Source organism: Flavobacterium sp. RSSB_23, assembly GCF_051547145.1.
Classification (GTDB): Bacteria; Bacteroidota; Bacteroidia; order Flavobacteriales; family Flavobacteriaceae; genus Flavobacterium.
On the sequence record NZ_JBPTTO010000001.1, the window covers coordinates 772,169 to 796,859 of the forward strand.

Annotated in this window: 17 protein-coding genes; 12 read left to right on the top strand and 5 right to left on the bottom strand. The window is 34.2% G+C overall.

Annotation, left to right across the window (positions count from 1 at the left end; genetic code table 11):
• The first annotated feature begins 119 nt into the window (after positions 1–119).
• The 9 genes from ACSVH9_RS03505 (at position 120) to ACSVH9_RS03545 (ending at position 10,399) form a co-directional block, all read left to right on the top strand.
• Positions 120–950, top strand: a complete 831-nt coding sequence (locus ACSVH9_RS03505; RefSeq protein WP_024982521.1) for a 1,4-dihydroxy-2-naphthoyl-CoA synthase — start codon at positions 120–122, stop codon at positions 948–950.
• 126 nt (positions 951–1,076) lie between these two features.
• The gene (gene menA / locus ACSVH9_RS03510) at positions 1,077–2,039 is read left to right on the top strand and encodes a 1,4-dihydroxy-2-naphthoate octaprenyltransferase (protein ID WP_438062500.1); all 963 of its coding nucleotides are present in this window, start codon (positions 1,077–1,079) and stop codon (positions 2,037–2,039) included.
• A gap of 39 nt (positions 2,040–2,078) precedes the next feature.
• On the top strand, positions 2,079–2,756 hold the full coding sequence (locus ACSVH9_RS03515; protein ID WP_438062501.1) for a metal-dependent hydrolase: 678 nt from the start codon (positions 2,079–2,081) through the stop codon (positions 2,754–2,756).
• A gap of 141 nt (positions 2,757–2,897) precedes the next feature.
• Positions 2,898–4,097: a tetratricopeptide repeat protein gene (locus tag ACSVH9_RS03520; RefSeq protein ID WP_438062502.1), complete on the top strand. Its 1,200-nt coding sequence runs from the start codon at positions 2,898–2,900 to the stop codon at positions 4,095–4,097.
• 167 nt (positions 4,098–4,264) lie between these two features.
• Positions 4,265–4,513: a DUF6364 family protein gene (locus ACSVH9_RS03525; RefSeq protein ID WP_438062503.1), complete on the top strand. Its 249-nt coding sequence runs from the start codon at positions 4,265–4,267 to the stop codon at positions 4,511–4,513.
• Entirely contained in the window at positions 4,510–4,923 is a 414-nt protein-coding gene (locus ACSVH9_RS03530; RefSeq protein WP_298300420.1) for a type II toxin-antitoxin system VapC family toxin, read from the top strand. Before ACSVH9_RS03525 ends, ACSVH9_RS03530 begins: the two co-directional genes overlap by 4 nt.
• A gap of 188 nt (positions 4,924–5,111) precedes the next feature.
• Positions 5,112–6,158, top strand: coding sequence for an o-succinylbenzoate synthase (locus ACSVH9_RS03535; protein WP_438062504.1), 1,047 nt, complete (start codon positions 5,112–5,114; stop codon positions 6,156–6,158).
• Between the two features lie 14 nt (positions 6,159–6,172).
• Positions 6,173–6,640, top strand: coding sequence for a CYTH domain-containing protein (locus ACSVH9_RS03540; protein ID WP_438062505.1), 468 nt, complete (start codon positions 6,173–6,175; stop codon positions 6,638–6,640).
• A gap of 294 nt (positions 6,641–6,934) precedes the next feature.
• Positions 6,935–10,399, top strand: a complete 3,465-nt coding sequence (locus ACSVH9_RS03545; protein WP_438062506.1) for a starch-binding protein — start codon at positions 6,935–6,937, stop codon at positions 10,397–10,399.
• 63 nt (positions 10,400–10,462) lie between these two features.
• Here ACSVH9_RS03545 and ACSVH9_RS03550 read toward each other — a convergent pair whose 3' ends face one another.
• The 5 genes from ACSVH9_RS03550 to ACSVH9_RS03570 form a co-directional block, all read right to left on the bottom strand.
• Positions 10,463–11,620 (bottom strand): L-lactate MFS transporter, encoded by a 1,158-nt coding sequence (locus ACSVH9_RS03550; protein WP_438062507.1) that lies wholly within the window; start codon positions 11,618–11,620, stop codon positions 10,463–10,465.
• A gap of 29 nt (positions 11,621–11,649) precedes the next feature.
• Complete coding sequence (gene pflA, locus ACSVH9_RS03555; RefSeq protein WP_438062508.1) at positions 11,650–12,432, bottom strand: pyruvate formate-lyase-activating protein; 783 nt, start codon at positions 12,430–12,432, stop codon at positions 11,650–11,652.
• A gap of 93 nt (positions 12,433–12,525) precedes the next feature.
• Complete coding sequence (gene pflB, locus ACSVH9_RS03560) at positions 12,526–14,760, bottom strand: formate C-acetyltransferase (RefSeq protein WP_438062509.1); 2,235 nt, start codon at positions 14,758–14,760, stop codon at positions 12,526–12,528.
• 349 nt (positions 14,761–15,109) lie between these two features.
• Entirely contained in the window at positions 15,110–16,489 is a 1,380-nt protein-coding gene (gene rimK, locus ACSVH9_RS03565) for a 30S ribosomal protein S6--L-glutamate ligase (RefSeq protein ID WP_438062510.1), read from the bottom strand.
• Between the two features lie 128 nt (positions 16,490–16,617).
• The gene (locus tag ACSVH9_RS03570; RefSeq protein ID WP_159684405.1) at positions 16,618–19,167 is read right to left on the bottom strand and encodes an ATP-dependent Clp protease ATP-binding subunit; all 2,550 of its coding nucleotides are present in this window, start codon (positions 19,165–19,167) and stop codon (positions 16,618–16,620) included.
• 258 nt (positions 19,168–19,425) lie between these two features.
• On the opposite strand from ACSVH9_RS03570, the gene gyrA reads away from it, so the two are divergent.
• The 3 genes from gyrA to ACSVH9_RS03585 all read left to right on the top strand — a co-directional run bounded on the left by gyrA (position 19,426) and on the right by ACSVH9_RS03585 (position 24,675).
• Positions 19,426–22,047: a DNA gyrase subunit A gene (gyrA, locus tag ACSVH9_RS03575; RefSeq protein ID WP_438062511.1), complete on the top strand. Its 2,622-nt coding sequence runs from the start codon at positions 19,426–19,428 to the stop codon at positions 22,045–22,047.
• A gap of 26 nt (positions 22,048–22,073) precedes the next feature.
• Entirely contained in the window at positions 22,074–23,345 is a 1,272-nt protein-coding gene (locus ACSVH9_RS03580) for a tetratricopeptide repeat protein (RefSeq protein WP_438062512.1), read from the top strand.
• A gap of 265 nt (positions 23,346–23,610) precedes the next feature.
• Complete coding sequence (locus ACSVH9_RS03585; protein ID WP_438062513.1) at positions 23,611–24,675, top strand: tetratricopeptide repeat protein; 1,065 nt, start codon at positions 23,611–23,613, stop codon at positions 24,673–24,675.
• Positions 24,676–24,691 lie beyond the last annotated feature (16 nt).

A 24,691-nucleotide genomic window follows, 5' to 3' on the forward strand; every position in this document is an offset into this window, starting at 1 on the left:
GACCAATTTTAACACTTCAAAAAGATTCGTCAGATTAGGATTATCAAAGCTTATTCAATAAGAATAGTATAAAATAGAAAAATGCTTTATTTTTACACTAAAATTTAAAATTGTAACGAATGGAATGGATTACCGCTAGAGAATTTGAAGATATAACCTATAAGAAATGCAATGGTGTAGCTAGAATTGCATTCAACAGACCCAATGTTCGTAACGCTTTCAGGCCCAAAACGACTTCCGAATTATACCAAGCTTTTTATGATGCTCAAGAAGATACTTCTATTGGAGTAGTCTTATTGTCTGCCGAAGGTCCTTCTACCAAAGATGGAGTGTATTCATTTTGCAGTGGTGGTGACCAAAATGCCAGAGGTCATCAAGGCTATGTAGGAGATGATGGACAACATCGTTTGAACATTCTAGAAGTACAACGTCTAATCCGTTTTATGCCAAAAGTTGTTATTGCAGTAGTACCAGGATGGGCTGTTGGTGGTGGACATAGTTTGCACGTGGTTTGCGATATGACTTTAGCTAGTAAAGAACACGCTATTTTTAAACAAACTGATGCCGATGTAACCAGTTTTGATGGCGGTTATGGTTCAGCGTACTTGGCCAAAATGGTAGGACAGAAAAAAGCCCGTGAGATATTCTTTCTAGGTCGTAATTATTCTGCCCAAGAAGCTTTTGAAATGGGAATGGTTAATGCTGTGATTCCACACGATGAATTAGAAGAAACTGCTTATCAATGGGCGCAAGAGGTATTGGCAAAATCACCTATGGCAATCAAAATGCTAAAATTTGCCATGAATCTAACCGATGATGGTATGGTTGGACAGCAAGTCTTTGCCGGTGAAGCCACTCGTTTAGCCTATATGACCGAAGAAGCAAAAGAAGGTAGAAATGCATTCCTAGAAAAACGTAAACCTAACTTTGAAAAGAAATGGTTGCCTTAATTTAAATGTAGAGGATAGAAGTTAGAGGTCAGAAAAATTAAACACATTGTTTCTAACTTCTAATTTCTAACTTTTAACTTCTAATTTCTAACTTCTAATCTCTAATTTCTAACTTCCAACTTTAAAATGAAACACTGGATTCAAGCCGCACGATTAAGAACTTTACCATTATCCGTATCGGGAATAATTGTGGGGAGTATGTATGCCTTAGCGCATCCAACAGAAGCTATTTTAACTCCAACCGAAGTATTCAATTGGTCTATTTTAGGCTTTGCTTTGCTTACCACTTTGGGGCTGCAAGTATTGTCAAACTTTGCCAATGATTATGGAGATGGCGTAAAAGGTACCGATAACGAAGATAGAGTAGGACCTAAACGTGCTATTCAAAGCGGAGTGATTTCTGCTCCAGCTATGAAGCGTGCCATAATCATCACTTCTATACTTACACTTTTATCAGCCATTACATTAATTTATATTGCTTTTGGAGATACCAATTTTGTGTATTCGTTGTTCTATTTAGTACTTGGGGTTTTGGCTATCGCCTCAGCCATCAAATATACAGTGGGAACATCTGCTTATGGATACCGCGGATACGGTGACGTTTTTGTATTTATATTCTTTGGCTTGGTAAGCACGCTAGGAGTTAACTTTTTGTATTCTAAACAATTGGATTTCGATTTGTTTTTACCTGCCATTGGTATCGGATTATTGAGTGTCGCTGTGCTTAACTTAAATAATATGCGTGACGAAGCCTCGGATAGAAAATCTGGAAAGAATACAATCGTGGTGCAAATGGGCGGAGAGAAAGCCAAAAAATACCATTATTTTCTTATTGTTAGCGCAATGGTGGTATTTGTTGTCTTTGCCTTACTCAATAATTTTAATATTGACCAATACTTGTTTTTATTAGCCTATTACCCTTTGGTAAAACATTTGGATACGGTGAAAAAAAATGCCAACCCTAAAGAATTAGATCCTGAATTGAAAAAAGTAGCCTTGAGTACTTTCTTTTTGTCAGTTCTTTTTTCATTGTGCATGATTTATTTCTTCTCAGACGTTATTGTGAATACTTTTATGGGTGGTCGATAAAAGGCTTCTTTCAATCTTTCAATTTTTAATTATTAAATTATGAAAATTACATTCTACGGACACGCTTGTATCGGAATTGAAGTGGCAGGAAAACATATTTTGGTAGATCCATTTATCACCGGAAACCCAAAAGCTAGCCATGTCAATGTGAATGAACTAAAAGCAGATTACATTTTGATTACCCATGCTCATTTTGACCATGTGCAAGATGTCGAGGCTATTGCTAAACGCACCGATGCTGTGATTGTTTCCAATTGGGAAATAGCCAATTATTTCGGTGCCAAAGAACTAAAATTTCATCCTATGAATCACGGCGGAAGCTGGACTTTCGATTTCGGAAAAGTAAAGTACGTGTCTGCGGTTCACTCAAGCGCCTTCCCAGACGGAACTTACGGTGGGAATCCTGGTGGATTTGTAATCGAAGGGGAACACAAAAACATCTACATCTCTGGCGATACAGCACTAACAATGGATATGAAATTAATCCCAATGCGCACCAAACTAGATTTGGCGATTTTCCCAATTGGCGATTGCTTCACGATGGACATTGAAGACGCGATTATTGCTTCAGATTTTGTAGAATGTGACAAAGTGCTAGGCTGTCATTTTGATACTTTTGGTTTCATCGAAATCAATCACGAACAAGCCATCAAGAAGTTTTTCGACAAAGGAAAAGACCTAATGCTTTTATCCATTGGCGAGTCGATAGAATTATAGTCATTTGATATAGTAAGAGTTAGGAGCTGTTTCCTGCTGTCCACTATATCTTTGCTGCCGAACCCCGGCAGTAAAGGATGCCGTTCCCATCAGGGCTAGGGTCGAGTGCATTCATCACGCTTTTTTTTTTTTATTTTAATTATGATTAAAAAAACATTCCTTTTACTTTTTATAGTATTTTGTTGTTCTCCATCACTTCTAGCCCAAAAAACGGGCTATTGGGACAAAGAAAGAGCTACTTCCAAAGAAATTATCGTTTCCGCAAGAGACCGAATCATCATCAAAACAGAAGATTTACCTGTCGGAACCACCGAAGTCGTGTACCGCATTACGTTACTAGACGAAAACCAACAAATGGCAGGAAGTTTGGTTTCGGTACTAAAATCCATTCCAGACCCTACTGGAATTAGTCAAGGTTCTGCGGGTGCGGTGTTTATCTTGTCTAAAATCTCTGGCGATGATAAATGCCAATACGCAATTTTTTCTTCAAATGCTGCTGCAACAACCTATCAAAAAACGGGTAGTACCACAGAGGCTTGTTTTTTGCAAGAAACCCCTTTGAGTAAAGACGCCAAACGCTTATCGACAGACAAATCCACTTGCTTGCAATCCAATGCCATTTGGTTTGGCTTCGAAAGCAAAAATTGGATTATGAAGCAAAAAATTGTGTTAGAAGTTGTGCCTTGGGTTGACTACAAATTAAGCCGTGGCTGGAGCGCAAGCAATCGAAAAAACATTATTGAGCAATGTAAAACCTCAACAATGGCGCAAAAAATGACCAATTCGGATGATTTTTGTGTTTGTGTTTTAGACAAAATCCAAAACAAATACACCCACTCCGAATTTCAAAAGTTATTAAAAGAAGAGCGTAACAAAGCTTTTAAAGATTTTGGTAACAGCTGTTTTGGTGAATCTAGCGTGTCCAATACAACCTATGCAGACGCAAGAAAGCAGGCAAGCCAATTAGCTAAACAAGGGAAACACGGCGAAGCCATTACCAAACTAAAGATGATTATCAATGATGGCAAAGGCAAAGTGCAAGATTATAATGCTATTGGAGCCAGTTATTTGTTGACCAAGCAATACGGTAAAGCCATTAAATTTTTGCAAGACGGCGAACGCTTAGATGATACGGAGTTGTTGATTAAGTTGAATTTAGCCCACGCTTATTTGTTAAATGACAACTACAAGTCTGCCAAAGCGATTTACAAAAAGTACCAAAATCAAAATGTCACCGATAGTTTGAGTTGGGTTGAAAAGACAAAAGTGGATTTCGAAACCTTTCAAAAACTAGGAATTAAATCTGATGATTTTGAGCGTGTTTTAAGTCTTTTTAAGTAGAGTAGACTTAGTAGAGTTAAAATTGTAATTTAATTCATAAAATTATAAAAGAATAATTAGACGATTCTATATCGTATATATAGATTTAAGCAGCAATCGAAAAAAATAGAAACTCATATTTTTTCCGTCTTAAATTTATATATTTGTACGTATAAATTTTTTCTGCTATGGATACTAAACTCACATTAAAGCTTGACCAAGAAATAATTGAAAAAGCTAAACATTATGCCTCTGAAAAAAAAATAAGCTTATCTCGAATTGTTGAAAATTACCTTAATTCTTTGACTTCGGATAAAGAAAATAATGACATACAAATTTCACCTTTTGTAAAAAGTCTTTCTTCGGGAATTAAAATTCCAGCTGATTATGATTATAAAAAAGATCGTGCTGATTATTTAGAACAAAAATACAAATGAGCAGAATTTTTTTAGATACTAACGTAATATTAGATTTGTTGGGAGAAAGAGTTCCTTTTTTTGATGCTATTGCTAAAGTTGCTACTTTGGCAGATCAAAAAAAATTGGCTATAATTGTCTCGCCTCTTTCTTTCACGACAATAGATTATGTTTTGAATAAATACGAAAGTTCCGAATCTGTTCTGAATAAACTTCGAAAGTTTAAAATAATCTGTGAGGTCTGTGAAGTTACTGAAGAAATAATTGAGAAAGCGTTGAATTCGAATTTTAAAGATTTTGAGGATGCTGTTCAATATTTTACCGCTTTACAATCTAACTGCTCAATAATTATAACTAGAAACGGAAAAGATTTTAAGAATGCTACAATTCCAATTATGACAGCTGAAGAATATTTAAGTAGTCTTATATAATACAGCTGTTGCTAACCGCTAGTAAGCAATAGTTTGGAATTAGCCTTATTAGAAAGTTTCTTTAGTCTTTGATTTATTGTGATAATTTGAAATACAAATGATGATTCAGTCTTGTTAGTACCAAAAGGGGAAGCAAGAAAAAGTAGAGTATAAATAAAATACGCAGAACAGTTTAGAAAGACACAATTTTGAAAGCAACCTATCATAAATACTTACTTGATTTTAAACGTCCATCAGGAACGTCACGTGGCGTTATGACCACTAAGGAAACGTGGTTTCTGTTGTTGGAGGAAGATGGAAAATGGGGAATAGGAGAGTGCGGGATTCTTAGAGGTTTAAGTGCCGATGACCGTCCCGATTATGAAACGAAATTGAATTGGGTTTGTGAAAATATTCACTTAGGAGAGCAGGCTTTGTGGGAAGCTTTAATGGAATTTCCTTCTATTCAATTTGGTGTCGAAATGGCTTTTTTGTCACTCAAAAGCGAAAATCCATTTTTACTTTTCCCTTCTGATTTTACTTCAGGCACACAATCTATAGTGATTAATGGACTTGTTTGGATGGGCGAACCTTCGTTTATGAAAGCCCAAATCGAAGAAAAAATTGCTCAAGGTTTTAGTTGTATAAAACTTAAAATAGGAGCCATTGATTTTGATAAAGAGTTGGCATTATTGAGGTATATTCGCACTCATTTTTCCGAAAATCAGATAGAAATTAGAGTGGATGCAAATGGCGCTTTTGATTCAAATGAAGCTTTATATAAATTAAATCAATTAGCTGATTTTAAACTACATAGTATTGAGCAACCGATAGCTAAAAACAATGCTGTCACTATGGCAGAACTATGTAAAAACACTCCATTTCCTATTGCTTTAGACGAAGAATTAATTGGTGTGTTTTCTCTTGCTGATAAAGAACAATTACTAAAAGATATTCAACCGCAGTATATCATTTTGAAACCTAGTTTTGTGGGTGGTTTTAGAGGAACTCAAGAATGGATTAGTCTAGCTGATAAATATAATATTGGTTGGTGGATTACATCAGCTTTAGAAAGCAATATTGGTTTGAATGCTATTGCGCAATGGACGTATCTTCAAAATTCAAAAATGCCTCAGGGTTTAGGAACTGGAGCTTTGTATACCAATAATTTTGATTGTCCTTTGGAAGTCGAAAAGGGGCAGCTTTGGTATAGGAAAAATTCAGATTGGCGTTTTGATAAAGCCATTTTTTCATAAATAAAATAGTATAGATGATAGAAATAGAAAGAAAATTTTTGGTCACTTCAAACGATTTTATTTCACAAGCTTTTGCTCATAATCGAATAGCTCAGGGATATATTAGCAAAAAGCCAGAGCGAACCGTTCGAGTGAGAATAAAAGGAGATAAAGGTTTTTTGACCATCAAAGGAAAAGGTAATGAAAGTGGTTTGTCTCGTTTTGAATGGGAGAAAGAAATTCCGGTTGAAGAAGCACAGCAATTGATGTATTTGTGCGAGAAAGGAACCATCTATAAAACGCGCTATGAAATACAATCCGGAAATCACGTCATTGAAGTGGATGTTTTTTATGGTGAAAATGAAGGCTTGGTAATGGCAGAAATAGAACTATCATCTGAAACAGAAACCTTTCTCAAACCTGAATGGTTAGGAGTAGAGGTAACCAATGACAAACGTTATTACAACGGCTTTTTGAGCGAGCATCCGTTTAAAAGTTGGTAATTTAATTTTTAATTAAATCCATATAGAAGCTACCTCTATTAGGGGTAGTTTTTTTATGCTTTGTAATGAGTACTTCTTCTTTTTTTTTTTGGGTTAAAATATAAAAATGTAGTTCGTGAATTTATTGTTTTTTAGGTACTTAAAAATTTATCAACAATTTAAGTAACTACAACGTTTAAGTTGAGTATAACATAAAAATATCACTTTATTAAAAGTATTAGTGTAAAAAAAATCAACAATAATTAGTAATTTCATAAAAAATTCACACTCATTAACCAAAATTTAACCTACAAAATGAAAACAAAAATTACGTTACTTTTAGTACTGTTTTCTTGTTTTATTTCCAGTCTTTTTGCGCAGAACGTCGCAAATGGAAGAGAAGTAATGATACAAGGATTTCATTGGACAACCGATGCGTCGACCACCAAATGGTATGATGTAGTAAAAAACAATGCAGCCAATTTGCAAAACGCAGGTTTTGATGCCATTTGGCTTCCTCCACCAAGTAAATCAACAGGCGGTATGGGATATATTCCAACCGTTTGGTATGATTTGAATAATGCTCAGGGTACACAAGCACAATTGGTTGCTTTAATCACTGAACTACACAATAAGAATATAAAAGTTCTTGCTGATATTGTTGTCAATCATAGAGGCGGAACTTTAGGATGGTATGATTTTTCTACACCTTCTTGGAATACACCTACCGAAACGTGGTCTATTTGTAACAATTCTAATATTAGCGCTTCTGGTCAAAAAGGAACTGGAAATCCAGATTATGACCCTGCACAAGCGGGTCTAAAGTCTCCAGGTACAACAGGTTTGTTTACTGCAGCAAGAGATTTGGACCATTCTAATGTTGAAGTTAGAAACGGAATCAAAACTTGGATGCTTTGGTTGAAAAATCAAATCGGTTTTGATGGTTGGAGATATGACTTCGTTCACGGATTTGATGGAAAGTATATTAAAGAATATAACGATGCAACTTCACCTTATTTTTCAGTTGGAGAATTGTTAGAAGGTGACAGAAATAGAATCGTAAAATGGTTAGATTACACTAAGGGTGGAACCAATACTGCTTCTTCTACCGCATTTGATTTTGCAACCAAAAGTGCATTACAAAACGCATTTAATGATAATAATTTAAGTTATTTAAAAGATGGTTCTGGAAAAGCTTCTGGATTAATTGGTGTTTGGCCTGATAAAGCCGTAACAATGTTAGATAACCACGATACAGGACCAGTACCTTATGGTCAAGATTTGTGGATTTTCCCTGGGTCTAAAGTGTTGAATGGATATGCTTATATTTTAACGCATCCTGGAACTCCAATGGTTTGGTGGCCTCATTACTTCGATTGGGGAATCAGAACCGAAATCGACAAAATGATTAAATTGAGAAAAGATAACTTGTTGAGCAGTACTTCAACTTTGAATATTGTTGCTGCAACCAATAATCTTTATGCTGCTATTATTGACGATAAAGTAGCAATGAAATTAGGTTCTGATAATTGGTCACCTTCGGGAACAGGTTGGACCTTAAAGATTTCTGGTAATAATTTTGCTATTTGGGATAAATTGGGAGCTGTTGATGTACCAAGCCTAACAGTAAGTCAAGTAGGTGGTTTTTTTACAACTGGAACTACAGTTAGCACCACTCTAACAGCTAATAATCCAACCTCTACTATATACTACACACTCGATGGTACAACACCAACTATTGCATCGCCATCAGCTGTTGGTTCTATAACACTTTCAATAAATGCTACTAAAACACTTAATGCTTTTGTTAGAAATACTTCGGGAGTAAACTCTACTATAAGAACAGAAACTTATACTTTTGGTACGTTACCAACATTTACAGTATATTTCAAAAAGCCTGCAAATTGGAATGCTGCTGTAAAAGTATACTATTGGTCTCCAACAGGAACAGCACCAGTTGTAGCTTGGCCTGGAGTTTCGATGACCAAAGATTGTGGAGATTGGTACAGTTATACTTTTCCATCAACAGTTAGTGCATCTAATTTGTTGTTCAATGATGGAACACTGAAAACAGGTGATTTAACTGCTACAGCGGGGATAAGATATTATGATGGTGCTTGGTTAGCTGGAGAACCTGCGAACCGTTGTCCAAGTATTGCTCCTGAAGTTACTATTTCGCCAGTAGGAGGAACTTTTACTTCAGGTACTTCTGTAAATGTTGAAGTTAAAGCCAATGAAACCACATCTACAGTATATTATACTTTAGATGGAACTACACCAACTACCGCATCTCCATCGGCTATCGGGACAAAATCTTTAGCAATTACTACTAATACAACTTTAAAAGCCATAGCGGTTAATACTACTGGAGTTAGTTCAGCGGTAAAAACGGAAACCTATACTTTTGTTACTCCAACTACGTTTACTGTATATTTCAAAAAGCCTGCAAGTTGGAATGCAGCTGTAAAAGTATACTATTGGGGTACAACAGGAACAGCACCAACAGTTGCTTGGCCAGGAGTTTCTATGACCAAAGATTGTGGCGATTGGTACAGTTATACTTTCCCATCAACAGTAACTGCTTCTAATTTGTTGTTCAATGATGGAACGCTAAAAACAGCTGATTTAACTTCAACTGCAGGAATTAGATATTATGATGGTGCTTGGTTAGCAGGTGAGCCAGCAAATCGTTGCCCAAGTATTGCACCTGAGGTTGCTATTACGCCAGTAGGAGGAACTTTTGCTACAGGTACGTCTGTAAATGTTGAAGTGAAAGCTAACGAAACAACTTCTACAGTGTATTATACTTTAGATGGAACTACACCAACTACAGCATCTGCATCGGCTATTGGAACAAAGAGTCTTGCTATTTCAAGTAATACTACTTTAAGAGCGTTCGCAGTTAATACAACTGGAGTTAGTTCTGCTATCAAAACAGAGACCTATACTTTTGTTACTCCAACAACGTTTACTGTATATTTCAAAAAGCCTGCAAATTGGAATGCTGCTGTAAGAGTATACTATTGGGGAACAACAGGAACAGCACCAACAGTTGCTTGGCCTGGAGTTTCTATGACCAAAGATTGTGGTGATTGGTACAGTTATACTTTCCCATCAACAGTTAGTGCTTCTAATTTATTGTTCAATGATGGAACGCTTAAAACAGCTGATTTAACTTCAACAGCAGGAATTAGATATTATGATGGTGCTTGGTTGGCTGGAGAGCCAGCGAATCGTTGTCCTGTTCAAACAACTATGACAGTTTATTTTAAACCTCCAACAAATTGGACAACAACACCAAAAATTCATTATTGGAATGCTGTACCTGCTGGAAGTGCGACAAATACAACTTGGCCTGGACTTAATATGACTTTGGATGCTAATGGTTTCTATAAATATACCATTGTAGGACCTACATCAGTAAACATTATTTTTAATAATGGCTCAAGTGGAACAGCAAATCAAACACCTGATTTGTTAAACAAGACTAATGGATTTAGTTATATATGGGGTTCAACATTAAAAGTACAAGATGCAAAAATGCCTTCTGTAAACAATGAAATTATAGTTTATCCTAATCCAGTTCAAGAATCATTGCAAGTGTCTTCTGCTTCAAGTGTCTTAAGATATAGTGTAATTTCTTCGCAAGGTGCTGTGGTTTTAGAGGGTAATTTAAAAGATAGCACTATAGATATGACTAGTTTAAGTGCTGGAATGTATTTTGTGAAATTGCAACTAGAAAATGGTGAAGAGGTATTTCATAAAATTGTAAAAAAATAGTTTGCCTTATTTTTTTATTCAAAGAGCTCATCGTCTTTTGACTTTGAGCTCTTTTTTATATTTCTAAAGCATTTTTTTTAGCCAAAATCCAACCAATAAAGCGATTCCGATTAGAAGCGAGAATAAATAGAAAATCGTGATTTCATGAGTCAACCCCAGGAGTATTGGGCCAACAAAAGCTGCAGCAGACCAAGCGGTTAAAATGTATCCAAAAACTTGCCCATAATTATCTGCACCATAAATTGATTTTACAAACGATGGCATAGTCGAAAAACCTGCACCATAGCCAGCAATGATAATATAAGTAACTATTTGAAATGAAGTACTATTTGTAGCTGCGATAGGAATTATAGCAAAACAAATCATGTTTACAGTTAAAAAAATCATGAAGGTTGACCAACAACCAATTTTATCTGATATACTGGACCAAAACAGACGTCCTAAACCATTGAATAGCCCTATAATGGCCACAAATAAAGTTGCTTGAGTAGCACTCATTCCTACTACTTCCTCTCCTAATATTGCTGCCTTTGAGATAATTGCAATACCCCCACAAACATTTAAAAACAGTAATAACCATAATGCAATAAAACGTTTGTCTTTAATGATTTCTTTTGCTGTCAATACGGTAGGATGTTCTTTTGAAGTATTTTCGGCTACTGGATTTGCTAAATAAAAAGCGCTTAATAACATACAGATTCCATATACAATGCCTAAAATTAAAAAAGCATTCGATAAACCAACTGAAGTGTACAATGGATTAATTATAAAAGAGGCCAACAAAGACCCCAAAGCAAAAGACATGATAATTATACCTGAGGCTAGACCTGGTCGGTCAGGAAACCATTTTACAACGGTATAGACTGGAACAACATAACCAAATCCTAAACCTATACCTTGTAGAACACCAAAAGTTAGGTAGAACAATTCAATAGAACTCCATTTTACAGCAAAACTACTTCCAATTAAACCGATTACGATAAAGATAGCGCCAATACTACCAGCTTTGGTTGGTCCAATTTTCTGAGCAAATTTGCTCATAAATGCTGCCGTAAGTCCAAGGAAACAAATAGCTAGACTAAAAGCGGTTTTGGTGTCGTGGGCATCCCAATTCAATTCTTTGGATAAAGGTTCTATCCATTTACTGTAGGCATAGATAGAGCCTATTGACAGTTGCATAATCATTCCTGCAACTACCATTAAATATTTATTTTTTGACATTTTGTATAATTATTTTGAAAAATTTTAGTTTATTTCACTACAACATTTTTGAAATATTGTTGAAAAATAGCGGTTGTTTTTTGGATAATTTCTTCTGTTGGTGATGTTACATCTGCAAAAGCATATTCGAAATTTAATAAATCCCATTTGTGTTTTCCCATCTGATGAAAAGGAATGATTTCTACTCTTTCGACTGTTTTAAAATCAGTAAAGTACTGTCCCCATTCATGCAAATATTCTTCTTGATCAGTCCAACCAGGTACCAAAACATAGCGTAACCACATTGCTTTTCCAGTTTGCTCACGGTATTTGGCAACTTTTAATGTAGTTTTATTTTTTAACCCAGTGAGTTTTTTATGCCAATCATTATTGATATGCTTAACATCTAGTAGTAGAATATCGGTTTTATCTAGTAATTCTTTTGTTTGTTCGTCTAATACACGGCCATTAGAATCTAGGCAAGTTGAAATTCCATTAAGATGAAGTTTTTCAAAAAAAGGAATCAATTTAGCTCTTTGAAGTAAAGGTTCTCCTCCAGAAACGGTTACACCTCCAGTTTCTGCAAAAAAGAGTTTTTGATTGATTGCTTTTTGAACCAATTCATCAATAGGAATAAAAGAACCTCCATGAACATCTAATGTATCGGGATTTTGACAATACAAACATCTAAATTGGCAACCTTGAACAAAAATCACCATTCGAATTCCAGGACCATCATGAGTACCAAAAGTTTCTAAAGAATGTATGCGGAGCAAATCAATATCTGCATTATTTAAGGCTTCATCATGTTGGGATTGTTCAGGAAAATACATAGGCAAAAAGAAATTTATTAAAAAAAACCTGTTTAGAGTATACGTTCTAAACAGGTTTTAAAGTTAATCATTCACATTGAATTTAATGCTTAATTACATTCTATCGTGGAAAGTTCTGCTTATTACTTCTAATTGATGTGCTTTAGACAAACGAACGAAGTTTACAGCATATCCAGATACACGAATTGTTAATTGAGGATAATTTTCTGGGTGTTCATAGGCATCCATCAAAGTTTCTCTATTTAAAACATTGACATTCAAATGATGTGCATCTCTTCCAAAGTAAGCGTCAAGAGTAGTTTTTAAGTTCAAGATTTGATCTTCTTTTGTAGATCCTAATGACTTAGGAATCATTGAAAAGGTATAAGAAATACCATCTTGAGCATCATTGTATTTCAGTTTACTTACAGAGTTTAAAGAAGCGATAGCCCCATTTACATCTCTTCCGTGCATTGGGTTAGCTCCAGGAGCAAATGATTCACCACCTTTTCTTCCATCAGGAGTAGCTCCAGTGTTTGTGCCATACATCACGTTAGATGTGATTGTTAGTAAAGAAAGGGTTGGAGTAGCATTTTTATATGTTTTATGTTTTCTTAATTCCTCAATGAATAAGCTTGTGATTTCTATAGCAATATCATCTACACGGTTATCATCATTACCAAATTTAGGGAAGTCACCTTCTATGCTAAAATCTACGGTTAATCCTTGCTCATTTCTGATAGGTTTTACTTTTGCGTATTTGATAGCAGATAAAGAGTCGGCAATGATTGAAATACCAGCAGCACCGTAAGCAATATCAATAGAAGGATCACTATCAATTAAAGCCATTTGAGCTCTTTCATAATAGTATTTATCATGCATATAATGAATAATAAACATTGATTTAGCATACACACGAGCTACTTCAGCTAGAGTTGCTTTGAAAGCAGTTATTACTTTATCATAATCCAGCACTTCATCATTCATTTCTGGAATGTTATTGATAACTAAAGCACCTTTGTCTTCTTCTCGTCCACCATTTAAAGCCATTAATAAAGCTTTAGGTAGGTTGGCACGTGCTCCAAAATGTTGAATTGATTTACCAATTTTTTGATAAGAAACACAACAAGCAATTCCGTAGTCGTCAGAACCTCTGTTGGCTTTCATTAAATCATCATTCTCATATTGTAGAGAAGAGGTGTCGATAGAAACTTGAGCACAGAAATCTTTGAATCCTTTTGGAAGGTTTTGTGACCAAAGAATAGTTAAGTTAGGTTCTGGTGAAGCACCTAAATTATAAAGTGTTTGTAAAAAACGGAATGAAGTTTTAGTAACTTTTGTTCTACCATCGTGGAATTGTCCTCCAATAGCTTCAGTTACCCATGTTGGATCTCCACCAAATATTTCGTCATAAGCGCCTGGACGTAAATGGCGAACAACTCTGAGTTTCATTACGAATTGATCAATAAATTCTTGAGCTTCTTCTTCAGTAATTAAACCACTTTTTAAATCTTGTTCAATATAAATGTCCAAGAAAGACGAAACGTTACCAAGTGACATTGCAGCACCATCTTGTTCTTTAACGGCACTTAAATAAGCTAAATAAGTGAATTGAACCGCTTCATAAGCAGTAGTAGCAGGTTTAGAAACATCGACACCATAGGATAGTGCCATAGTTTTCATATCTTGTAATGCTTTGATTTGGCTGGTAATTTCTTCACGTAAGCGCACTTTGTGTTCGCTCATTTCTCCAACAACATTTGCAAAATCAGCTTTTTTTGCTTCAATTAATGCATCAGCTCCATATAAAGGTAAACGTCTAAAGTCACCAATAATTCTTCCTCTAGCATAATTATCTGGTAAGCCAGTTAAAACGTGTTTAGAGCGGTACATTTTGATTTCTGCATCATAAGCATCAAAAACAGCTTGATTGTGGTCTTTAGCATAATTAAAGATGTCTGAAACTCTTTCTGATACTTGCAGGCCTTTTTCTTTAACCGCTGACTCTACTAATTTGATGCCACCAAAAGGTTTCATCGCTCTTTTGAGTAAAACATCAGTTTGAAGACCAACTATCACTTCATTTTCTTTATCTATATAACCAGGACCAAAAGCTGTAATATTAGAGATGGTCTCGGTATCGATGGCTAAACAACCGTTATTTTGTCTTTCTTTTAATAATTGTTGTTTACATGCCTCCCATAGTTTTGTGGTTTTGTTTGAAGGTCCAACTAAAAAATCTGCAGTTCCTTCATACGGAGTTATGTTTTTTACTACAAAATCATAAACATCAATCGTTGTAGTCCAATTTCCTTTTTTAAACGTTGCTGTATTTGTTACAATTTCCATTTCATTAATTTTTTTCAATGTTCTTAAAATACTTGTATTCACTTACTTAGCTAAATGAATACATTCAAATTTACGAAAAAAAAGCCTTGAAAAACAAGGCGAAATTAAAAGTGTCAAATGTTTTTGTTTTCATTAAAAAGACCTCAGAATTGGTAGAAATTCAAGTCTTTTTTTTTGCTTTATTTATTTTTACAAAACATCTATCTCATAATATTCGATGGTTATATTGTAATTCTTAGAAAAAAACATTGTTTTTTGATTAAATTTTAGCTAGTGTACCCTAAAAAAATGAGTCTACTAGAAATTTTTCATAAGAAATTTACAGTAGACCCTTTATTTTTAGTTTCTTTTACAAAACTGCTTTACTTTTAAAGTTTTTTTCGATGGCTTTTATCATTTCACCAGCAATATCTTTGTTGGTTGCTCCTTCAATTCCTTCCAATCCGGGAGACGAATTTACTTCGAGCAATAAAGGCCCTTTAGAAGAGCGAATAATGTCTACACCTGCTACTTTTAAATCCATAGCTTTAGCTGCTTTAATAGCAATCTTTTTTTCTTCGCTAGTGACCTTAATTATTGATGCAGTACCCCCAAGATGAATATTGGCTCTAAATTCACCGGGCATTGCCTCACGCTGAATGGCAGCAACAACTTTCCCATCAATTACGAAACAGCGAATGTCTTTTCCATTTGCCTCTTTAATGAATTCTTGCACTAAAATATTAGCATTTAAGCTTTTGAATGCATTAATCACACTCTCTGCCGCTTTTTTAGTTTCTGCCAAAACTACACCTTTGCCTTGTGTACCTTCGAGGAGTTTTACAATTAAAGGTGGACCACCAACCATTTTTATTAAATCATTGGTGTCTAAAGGAGAATTCGCAAATCCAGTGGTTGGAATGTCAACGCCATTGTTAAGTAATAATTGTAAAGAAAAGAGCTTGTCTCTAGATTGTGTTATCGCCGTTGATGAATTAAGACAAAATACTTTTAAGGCCTCAAATTGACGGGTCAAAGCACAACCATAAAAAGTAATACTTGGGCGGATTCTTGGAATGATAGCATCAAATTGGTTAAGAATTTTTCCACCTCTATAATGAATTTCTGGTGTTTTGGCATCCAATTTCATATAGCATTCTTTGATATTCAAAAAATGCATTTCATGTCCTCGCATTTCACCAGCTTCCATAATTCGTTTATTACTGTACAATTCGGGGTTGCTAGCCAAAACGCCAATACGTAAGCCAGAACTTGCTTTTTCTGCATTCTTGTATAATTCTTTTAGATTGTCTACTGTAGGCTGTCCTAATAAGTATTTTTGCTCAGGGTCTACCAAAACACGTCCACTCATCGCTTCACGACCTAAAAGCATTCGAAATCCCATTGAATCTCTGTTGGTCAATGTCATTTCTATGTTCCAGCTGTCATCTCCAATTTTTAATAAGGTCTGAATAACATAGCGTTGTTCTCTATATCCACTGGAACTTTTTACAATTCGTTTGTCTACTAATGGCGCTTCACAATGAATAACAGTTTTGTTGTTATTTTGGATGGGATTAATATCGAATTTCACCCAATTACTATCGTTTTTGATAAAAGGGGCAATATTTATAGCGTGCAAAGCCGAAGTTTTGGCTCCAGAATCGACTCTAGCTTTGATAGTGGGAATATTTAGGTCAGGGAAAGAGCACCATTCTTCGCTTCCTAAGATGACTTTGTTTTGTAGCATACAGCAAGTTGTTTAATAAAACATCAAAAGTAACTTTTTGTTTTTTAAAAAAGTTAAATTAATATAAAGAATTAGCCCGTTACGTAGTAAAAACACATAACGGGCTAGATATGATTAACTGTTTTAATCTATTGATTTGTAGGTTCTTCTGCTTTGTTAACGTTCACTGTTAACTCAGTAGCACCTTCTTCAATGTCCATAAAGATTTCATCACCAGCATTGATTTTTGAAGTGATAATCTCTTCGGCTAGAGCATCTTCAACATATTTTTGGATGGCTCTTTTTAGCGGTCGTGCTCCAAATTGTTTGTCAAAACCTTTGTCTGCAATAAATGCTTTTGCTTTATCAGAAAGATTCAAGGTGTATCCTAAATCTTTGATTCGAGCGTATAGTTTTTTTAATTCAATTTCGATAATCAAGTTGATGTCTTCTTTTTCTAATGAATTGAAAACAATAACATCGTCGATTCGGTTTAAAAATTCAGGAGCAAATGTTTTTTTCAATGCATTTTCAATGATACTTTTTGAATTATCCTCAGCTTGTGCAATTTTTGCTGCGGTACCAAATCCAACACCTTGACCAAAATCTTTTAGCTGTCTAGCGCCAACATTTGAGGTCATAATGATAATCGTATTTTTAAAATCGATTTTGCGACCTAAACTATCGGTTAAGAATCCATCGTCTAGTACTTGTAACATCATATTGAATACGTCTGGATGTGCTTTTTCTATTTCATCCAAAAGCACTACACAATATGGTTTTCTTCGTACTTTTTCGGTCAATTGACCGCCTTCTTCGTAACCAACATATCCCGGAGGCGCTCCAACTAATCTTGAAATAGCGAATTTTTCCATATACTCACTCATATCGATTCTGATTAAAGCTTCTTCAGAATCAAATAATTCTTTGGCAAGAACTTTGGCTAATTGTGTTTTTCCAACACCTGTTTGACCTAAAAAAATGAAGGAACCAATTGGTTTGTTTGGGTCTTTTAAACCTGCTCTATTTCTTTGGATTGAGCGAGCAATTTTCAAAACTGCTTCATTTTGTCCAATTACTTTATTTTGAATGAGTTCTGGTAATTTAGCTAATTTATTACTTTCGGTCTGTGCAATTCGGTTAACAGGAATGCCAGTCATCATAGAAACTACATCAGCAACATTGTCTTCAGTAACGTTGATTCTGTTGTTTTTAGAATCTTCTTCCCATTGCTCTTGTGCAATAGCTAAATCTTTTTCTATTCGTTTTTCATCATCACGTAATTTAGCTGCTTCTTCATATTTTTGTTTTTTGACAACCAAATTCTTTAATTCACGTACGTCTTCTAATTGACGCTCCAAATCTAAAATTTGCTTTGGAACATCTATATTAGTGATATGAACTCTTGAACCAGCTTCATCCAAAGCGTCAATAGCTTTGTCTGGTAAAAAGCGTTCCGACATATATCTGTCTGTTAGTTTTACACAAGCTTCAATAGCTTCTGGAGAATAAGTTACATTGTGATGCGATTCGTATTTGTCTTTGATATTGTTCAAAATAGTAATGGTTTCTTCAACAGAAGTTGGTTCAACAATTACTTTTTGGAAACGTCTTTCTAAAGCGCCATCTTTTTCTATGTATTGGCGATATTCATCTAATGTGGTTGCGCCTATACATTGAATTTCACCTCTTGCCAAAGCAGGTTTAAACATATTAGATGCGTCTAATGAACCTGTTGCTCCGCCAGCACCAACAATGGTGTGAATTTCGTCTATGAACAAGATAATATCATCGTTTTTTTCCAATTCATTCATAACGGCTTTCATACGTTCTTCGAATTGTCCTCTATATTTTGTGCCTGCAACAAGACTGGCTAAATCAAGAGTAACTACTCGCTTATTGAATAAGATTCTTGAAACCTTTTTTTGAATGATTCTTAAAGCTAGTCCTTCTGCAATAGCAGATTTTCCTACTCCAGGCTCACCAATTAAAAGCGGGTTGTTCTTTTTGCGACGGCTTAAAATTTGGGAAACACGCTCAATTTCTTTTTCACGACCTACTACAGGGTCTAATTTTCCTTCTTCCGCCATTTCTGTTAAATCTCTCCCAAAATTATCTAAAACAGGAGTTTTAGATTTTTTGTTGGATTTATTCACAGGATTATTGAAGGTGCCTTCTTTAAGACTGTCATCTTGTCCTGAATCATCATTGTATGATTCGTTTTTTGGTAAGTTGTCCATGTATTCTTGGTCATTTGGAGTCATATTCAAATATTGTTCTTTAGCTATGTCATAATCTATTTTTAGTTTATTCAATAGCTTGGTTGTAGGGTCATTTTCATTTCTCAAAATACATAAAAGCAAATGTGCTGTACTTATCGAAGTACTTTGAAATACTTTAGCTTCAAGAAATGTTGTCTTTAAAGCTCTTTCGGCTTGTCGAGTTAGATGTAGGTTCTTTTTTTCTAGGTTAACTTCTAGGCTGGTCGGGCTAGCTGGGCTAAGAATCTCAACCTTTCTTCGTAGATGTTCTAAGTCTACATCCAAATTGTTTAAAATATGGATAGCCTTTCCATTTCCATCTCTCAAAATGCCTAACATCAAATGTTCTGTTCCAATAAAGTCGTGGCCTAGACGTAAGGCTTCTTCTTTACTGAAAGTAATAACATCTTTTACTCTAGGGGAAAAATTGTCATCCATGTGGTATCTTTTTATATATGTAAATTTAATGATTTAGTATTTATAAACAAAAATCATTCCTACTAATATCCGCTGTCAGCTAAGTGACAAAAAAAATAGAAGAAACAAAGTTAAAATTATCGGAATTTATTAACTATTACAGGTTTTTTTATTGTTAATAAATTAGAAAAATTAGACTGTTAAAATGCCAAAAAAAAGTTCAGAAAGCCGTATATTGGCACGTTTTGAAATTAATATAATTATTTAATATAACAACTTATGTCTGAAGGAGAAAAGTTAATTCCTATTAACATAGAAGATGAAATGAAATCAGCTTACATCGATTATTCGATGTCTGTAATTGTATCCAGAGCGCTTCCTGATGTTAGAGATGGTTTAAAACCCGTACATCGTAGAGTGCTATACGGAATGTATGATTTAGGAGTTTTTTCAAATAAAGCCCATAAAAAATCGGCGAGAATTGTCGGTGAAGTATTAGGAAAGTATCACCCACACGGAGATACTTCTGTTTATGATGCAATGGTTCGTATGGCTCAAGAATGGAGTATGCGTTATTTGTTGGTAGACGGACAAGGTAATTTTGGTTCTGTTGATGGTGATAGTCCAGCAGCAATGCGTTATACAGAGGCGAGAATGCGTAAAATTTCAGAAGAAATTATGGCAGATATCGAAAAAGAAACAGTTGATTTTCAATTGAACTTTGACGATACTTTATACGAGCCTAAAGTAATGCCTACTCGTGTGCCTACATTATTAATTAATGGAGCTACTGGAATTGCGGTGGGTATGGCTACGAATATGCCTCCTCACAATCTAACTGAAGTTGTCAATGGAACTTTAGCTTATATAGATAATAATGATATTGAAATTGACGAATTAATTACACATATAAAAGCACCTGATTTCCCAACAGGTGGTATAATCTATGGTTACGAAGGAGTTCGTGAAGCATTTAAAACTGGTCGTGGACGTATTGTAATGCGCGCCAAAGTTGGTTTTGAAGAGGTTGATGGTAGAGAATCTATCATTGTTACCGAAATTCCTTATCAAGTTAATAAAGCTGATATGATTAAACGTACAGCTGACTTGGTAAATGAAAAGAAAATTGATGGCATTGCCAATATACGTGACGAATCGGATAGAAACGGTATGCGTATCGTATATATTTTGAAACGTGATGCTACTCCAAATGTGGTTCTAAACACCTTGTATAAGTATACGCAATTGCAGTCTTCTTTTAGTGTGAATAACATTGCCTTGGTGAATGGTCGCCCACAAATGTTGAATCTTAAAGATTTGATTCATTATTTTGTTGAACATCGTCATGATGTTGTAATTAGAAGAACGCAATTCGAGTTAAGAAAAGCTGAAGAGAGAGCACATATTTTAGAAGGATTAATCATTGCTTCTGATAATATAGACGAAGTAATTGCACTGATTAAAGCTTCTAAAAATACTGAAGAAGCAAGAGAAAAATTGATTGAAAGATTTAAACTTTCAGATATTCAGGCTCGTGCAATTGTTGAAATGCGATTGAGACAGTTAACAGGTCTTGAGCAAGATAAATTGAGAGCGGAGTACGAAGAAATCATGAAATTGATTGACCATTTACGTGCTTTATTGGCTGATGTTAATTTACGTATCGCTTTGATAAAAGAAGAATTGATTGAAATTAGAGATAAATACGGTGATAATCGTCGTTCTTTAATTGAGTATTCTGGTGGAGATGTAAGTATCGAAGATTTAATTGCAGATGAGAGCGTGGTAGTGACCATTTCTCACGCAGGTTATATCAAACGTACTAATCTTAGTGAGTATAAAACACAAAATAGAGGAGGAGTTGGACAAAAAAGTGCTGGTACAAGAGATCAAGATTTCTTGGAACATATGTTTGTGGCAACAAATCATCAATATATGATGTTCTTTACTCAAAAAGGGAAATGTTTCTGGATGAGAGTGTATGAAATTCCTGAAGGAACTAAGACTGCTAAAGGAAGAGCAATACAAAATTTAGTCAATATCGAAAGTGATGACAAAGTTAAAGCGTATATTTGCACTCAAGATTTAAAGGACAAAGACTACATAAATAGCCATAATTTAATAATGGTTACTAAACAAGGTCAAGTAAAGAAAACTTCTTTAGAGAAATATTCAAAACCTCGTGTTAATGGAGTAGCTGCTATTACAATTAAAGAAGGTGATGAATTATTAGAAGCAAAATTGACTAATGGTGAAAGTCAGATTATTTTAGCCGTTAAGTCTGGTAAACTTGTTCGTTTCGAAGAAACAAAAACAAGACCAATGGGTAGAACTGCTTCTGGTGTTCGAGGAATTACACTAAAAGATGATACTGATGAAGTTATCGGTATGGTTACTGTGGATAAAGAAAATATAAATGATTCTCAGATTTTAGTTGTAACAGAAAACGGTTATGGTAAGCGTACAAAATTAGTTGATGAGGACGGAGAGGATGTGTATAGAATTACAAATCGTGGAGGTAAAGGAGTAAAAACGCTTAATATTACTGAGAAAACCGGAAAATTAATATCCATAAATGCAGTTACAGATGCTGATGATTTGATGATTATTAACAAATCAGGTTTAACCATAAGAATGGCTATTGAAGATTTGCGTGTTATGGGACGTGCTACTCAAGGAGTTAAACTGATTAATTTAAAAGGAAACGACTCGATTGCTGCGGTAACAAAAGTAATGAAAGATGAAGCAGAAGATGAAAATTCTGAAAATTCAGCTGTTGAACGTGTGAAACCAGTTCTTGAAGTGCTTGAAGATGATAGTGTTGAAGAAGAGGAGGACGAAGATGATGAAGTAATTGAGGATGACAACGAAGAGGAAGATGAAGTAAATGATGAAGATTAATAAATAATAAATAAAAATAGAATACCATGAAAAGTAAATATGTATTACTTGCATCAACAATGTTGATATCAGTAGCCACTTTTGCACAAAAAGATCAAATTAAAGCTGCTGAAAAAGCATTAAAAGCAGGTAAATCGGATGAAGCGAAAACAATTTTGTTAGATGCTGAATCAGTAATTACAAATGCTACTGAGGCTGAAAAAGCACAGTACTACTTTGTTAAAGGAAATGTAATGTTGGATTTAGCTAACAAAAGCGTAGATAAAGATGCTAATTTATCATTAGCAGCTGGTGCTTTCCAAGAGTTGATTGAAGTTGAGAAAGCTTCGGGGAAATCAAAATATACAGCACAAGCAACTAAATCTGTAATGGATATTAAATACAAATTGATTAATGAAGCCATTGCTGATTCAAAATCGGATAAGCATGAAGTAGCTGCTAAAAAATTGTATGATGCCTATTTGTTAGATAAAAAAGACACAATAAATTTATATTACGCAGCTTCAACGTATGTGAATTCTAGGAATTATGATGCTGCTCTTAAAAATTATGATGAGTTAAAGAAATTAAACTATTCTGGTAAAGGAACTAATTATTTCGCAGTAAACAAATTAACGTCTCAAGAGGATATGTATTTAACTGCTGCAGAAAGAGATCGTATGATTAAATTAGGAACACATGAAAAGCCAAGAACAGAAGTAATTCCTTCTAAAAGAGGTGAGATTTATAAAAACGTAGCCTTAATTTTGGTACAGCAAGGTAAATCAAAAGAAGCACAACAAGCTATTGCCGATGCGAGAACAGCTAATCCAGAAGATACTTCTTTAGCTTTGACGGAAGCAAATTTGTATTTAGAAGCAAAAGATTATGATACATATAAAAAACTAGTTGCTGATATTTTGGTTAAAAATCCAAATGATGCGGATTTAGTTTTTAATTTAGGTGTAATTAGTGCAAATGCAAAAAATAGTGTAGATGCTGAAAAGTATTATAGTAGAGTAATTGAAATTAATCCTGCTTACACAAATGCATATATAAACATTGCTGCTTTGAAATTAGAAAATGAAAAACCTATTATTGATGAAATGAATAAATTAGGTACTTCTACTAATGATATGAAGCGTTATGATGTGTTAAAGAAAAAACGTGAAGAATTGTTTAAAAGTACTATTCCTTTTCTTAAAAAGGCAGTAGAATTAGATCCAAAAAATGTTGATGTTGCAAAAACGCTTATGAATGTTTACAGCGCATTAGAAATGACTGCTGAATACAAAGAGTTAAAAGCGAAAATTCAATAGATTTTTAAAAATTGTTAAATAAAAACCATTTATTAATTTAAATGGTTTTTTTTTTGTACTATAATTAGATGAAATTGATTTGTACGTTAAATAATTGATGAATTCACTAATTTTTAATTATTTGAGTATAATATGCTTTTTTTATGTGCTAAGTATTTGTAAAATCAAAATATTATTCTATTTTGGCAGTGTTAATGTATTATTAATTTAGTTAAAAAATCCAAAAAAAATTATCAAACCTAATCCTACCAAAAAAATACCTGCTATGAAGAAATTGTACTTTTTTGCGCTAATTATGTTTAGCGTTACCTTTTCAAGTATGGCTCAAAAAGAGCAAATTAAGACTGCTCAAGCAGAATTAGCCAAGGGGAATGTTCAGGCTTCTTTGACTATTTTGAATGAAATTGAGTATTTGATTACTAATGCGAAAGACGATGATAAATCAGATTATTATTTTACAAAAGCAAAAACTTATACGGCTTTAGCAGATAAAAAAGTTGAAGGTCCAAAAAACATGTCGCTTGCAGTTGCTTGCTACAATGAATTAATTTTAAATGAAGTTGAATCTGGTAATCTAAAGTATGCAGTTCAAGCAAGGGAATCTGTAAGAGAATTAAAAAATGTTTTAGATAAAAGTGCTATTGATGATAACAATGCACAACGCTTTGGTGATGCTGCAAATAAAATGTTTTATTTGTATGAAATGGATAAAAAAGACACGTTGAACTTGTATAATGCTGCTTCAAATTATTTTAATGCAAAACAGTATGATTTAGCCTTGAAAAATTTTGAACTTTTAAAGAATATGAAGTTTTCTGGTAATGGAATGGAGTATTATGCTACAAATAAGTCAACAAATCAGGAGGAACTTTTTGTTTCTGCAATTAATAGAGATTTGGGTGTAAAGCAAGGTTCGCATATTAAACCTAGAAATGTTAAGGCTAAATCAAAAAAATCTGATATTTTAAAGAGAATAGCTTATATCTATACTGAAAAAGGGGATGTCGCTAGTGCGGAAAGTAATTATAAAGCAATTATAGCAATTAATCCTAATGATGTTGAGACATATATGGATTTGGCGTATGTAAAACTTGATAAGAAAAAAGAAATAGCAGATAAAATGGCTTTGCTAGGAACATCTGCTGAGGATATGAAAAAGTATGATGAATTGAAAATTAAGAAAGATGAGGAAGTTAAAGTTGCTGTTGCTTATCTTGAAAAAGCATTGACTTTGGAGCCTAGTAATAAAGATATATCAAAATTATTACTCAATTTATACCGTTCCTTAGATATGACAGATAAATATGAGGCTTTAAAAGCTAAAGGATAATAAATTATAACAAAAA